The 460-nt window shown below is 57.4% G+C and carries 1 protein-coding gene; it reads right to left on the minus strand.

Annotated elements, in window-relative coordinates:
- Positions 1-460 (minus strand): DNA polymerase (locus AC30CM_RS27050; protein WP_490119983.1); only part of this gene is annotated, 460 nt, incomplete at both ends.

Raw genomic sequence — 460 nt, forward strand, 5'->3', positions numbered from 1 at the left:
GGACCGAGTAGTAGTTCGCGTCGTGCACGGTACGGTTGAAGATCATGCGCCAATCCCAGTCCGTACCTTCGAGACCCAACCATTCGCGCCACTGAGGCAGCGCATCGTAGTAGGCCTCCATGATCTCGCGGCCGGCCCGAACCCCGATCTCCGATGCAAACCCCTGAATCGGAGCGTTCGAACCGCGACGCACCTGCTGCGCCACGATCTGCTGATCCTGAGTCATGGCCGCAGGCAGGAATCGACGACGTGCCGATGGGCTGTACACGTAGTACTCTTCTTCTGCCATGAGTTGCATAGCCTCGGTCCACTCAGCACCCTGCGGAAATGCCTTGAACATCTTGTCGATGATGTCCTGCGCGTATGCTGTGCGATCCTCTTCAATCAATGCCGTAAGCTTGTGATCCAACTCTTCCAGCATGCGATTGATTTCGACCATACGCTTCTTGTCCGTCTCGGG

It is taken from the genome of Mycobacterium sp. DHQP2018-32-09, assembly GCF_058148405.1.